The 2,619-nt window shown below is 70.4% G+C and carries 2 protein-coding genes; both read right to left on the minus strand.

The features are described 5' to 3' along the window. Positions 1-1,036 (minus strand): S1C family serine protease (locus DPV74_RS40730; protein WP_119339238.1); only part of this gene is annotated, 1,036 nt, incomplete at its 3' end. Between the two features lie 408 nt (positions 1,037-1,444). Then, a partial coding sequence (locus DPV74_RS40735) for a PLP-dependent aminotransferase family protein (RefSeq protein ID WP_162923315.1) occupies positions 1,445-2,619 on the minus strand: 1,175 nt, incomplete at its 5' end.

Genomic DNA, 2,619 nt, shown 5'->3' on the forward strand with positions numbered 1-2,619 from the left:
GCGAGCCGGGCGCCACGCCGTTGACGAGCGCGCCCGCCGGACGCGGCAGCCCGAACGCGGCGGCCAGCCCGATGCCGACATCCTGCACGTCGACGCCAAGCGCGTTGCCGGACAACGGCTCGCCCGGCTCCTGGGACTGCTGCGCCTGCGCCTGCATCTGCTTCTGCAGTTGTGCACGCACCTTTGCGGCAAACGCGATCGGAATCGCGAACGTCATGCTCGCGTAGCGGTCGGTGCCCGTATACACCTGCACCGCGATGCCGATCACGTCGCCCGCGCGATTGAATACGGGGCCGCCCGAGTTGTCGGGGTTCGGGGCGATGTCGGTTTCGAAGAACGGAAACGCGCTGCCGTCCGGCAGCCGGTGCGACGTCGCGCTGACGATGCCGGCCGTGACCGTGTTGCCCGATCCGTCCGGCGCGCCGATCGTCATCACCGGTTCGCCCGCGCGTACCTTCGCCGAATCGCCGATGCGCACGAACGGCAGTTTCGTCGCGGTAACGCGCAGCACGGCGACGTCGCTTTGCGGATCGACGGCCAGCACGGTCGCCTTGAATTCGCGGCGGTCCGTGAGCCGCACGGTCACGTCGGTCGCATCGTCGACCACGTGCGCGGAGGTGAGGATCAGGCCGTCGGCGCTGACGATGAAACCCGAGCCGGTGCCCGATACCGCACGCGGCGCCGTGTCGGGCGCCGGCGTCTGCGGGCCCGGCGCGGGAGGCGGCGCGCCGCGCCGGAAGAATGCGGCGAGCGGATCGTCGGGATCGAGGATCGTGAACGACTGGACACCGGCCTGCTGGTCGGGTGCGGCAGTCGTGACGGTCACGACCGCCGGGCCGTAGCGGTCGACGATCGCCGGAAAATCGACCGGCATCGCATAAGGCATCGCACCCGGCCTTTGCTTCGTCGCGGGTGGCGTGGCGGATGGCGACAGGGTTCCGGAAACGGCGGCCGGCGAAGGCAGCAAACAGCCGGCAAACACGCCCCCGATCAACGCGGTGCGAAGCACGGCGCGAGCAAGCGTCTGGCGAACCACGGTGCACCTCCCCCGGGAGTCGCGGCGCCGACATGCGCGAGACGCGCAGGCGCCTGACAAGCACCGGTACACGCATCCATTTATAGTCCACGCGGCCTGTTCGAACATACGAATCGAAACCCGTATGCCGGGGTGGCCGGCAAGTGCGGAGCCGCGATGGCGGTCGTTTCGAACAAAGTCGGCAATTCGTCAATCCGCACAAGTCCGATTGTCGTGCGCGGCGGTGGGCGGTTTGTGCCGGTATGCGGAGCCGAACCCGGCGGCTGCATCCGGCCGATGTACGAAAAACAGCCCGCTGACAGCGGTGAACTTGCTGCTGCCGACAGCCGAGAAGCGGTATCGAGTCAAAGGTCGGCGGCTTCCTGCACCTGATCGCCGCGCCGCCGGCTCAGGCAACGCGTACGCACGTCACGCCCCGCCCACCCGCTCCGCAATCGCCGACAGCATCCGCAACATCGGCTCGAACGCGTCGGCCGACGTATTGCCGAAACCGAGCACCAGCCCGTTGCCTGCCGATGCCGCATCGATCGAAAAGCCCGACAGCGGGAACGGCCCGATGCCGTGGGCGCGCGCCGCGTCGACGATCGCGCGATCGCGGTAGCGCGCAGGCATCCGCAGCGCGAGATGCAGCCCGCACGGCCCGCCCTCGATCTGGTGCGGCACGCTCAGGCTGCCGTCGAGCGCGGCGAGCAGCAACCGCCGCCGGTCGCGGTACAGCCGGCGCATGCGGCCGAGATGCCGGCCGTACTCGCCCGTCTCGATGAAATCGGCCAGCGCGAGCTGCACGTGGCGCGTGCCGCCGCGCAGCATCTCCGGCAGCACCGGCCGCACCGCGGCCAGCAGCGCGTCGGGCAGCACGAGAAAACCGATGCGCAGCGCCGGAAACATCGTCTTGCTGAACGAGCCGAGATAGACGACGGGCGAATCGGGCGCGAGCCCGTGCATCGCGCCGATCGGCTCGCCGGTGTGACGGAATTCGCTGTCGTAGTCGTCCTCGATGATCCACGCGCGATGCCGGCGCGCGGCATCGATCAGCGCGAGCCGGCGCGAGATCGACAGCACGGCGCCGGTCGGGAACTGGTTCGACGGCGTCGTATAGACGAGGCGCGGCGTCCGCTCGCGCCAGTCGTCCGCTTCGGCGCGCAGCCCTTCCGCGTCGACCGGCATCGGCACGACGTCGAGGTCGGCCGCCTGCATCGCGGTGCGCGCGCCGCGATAGCCGGGCTCCTCGACCCACACCGTATCGCCCGGGTTCGTCAGCAGCTGCGCACACAACGAGATCGCCCCCTGTGCGCCTTCCGTGATCACGATCTGCTCGGGATCGCAGCGCACGCCGCGCGTCACGGCCAGGTGGCGCGCGATCGATTCGCGCAGCGCGCGCTCGCCGAGCGGATCGCCATAACCGAGCAGGTCGCGGCCGCTGCGGCGCAGCGCTCGGTCGATCGCGTGACGCCACGCGTCCACCGGGAAGTGCGTCAGCGCGGGCACGCCCGGCCGGAAACCCTCCGTTTCGCCGGTGCCGATGCGGCTCGGGCGAATGCGGCCGAGCCGCTGCGCGACGGCCGGCGGCGCGGCCGTCGTGA

The organism is Burkholderia sp. HAN2018 (assembly GCF_024704855.1).
GTDB classification, from domain to species: domain Bacteria; phylum Pseudomonadota; class Gammaproteobacteria; order Burkholderiales; family Burkholderiaceae; genus Burkholderia; species Burkholderia cepacia.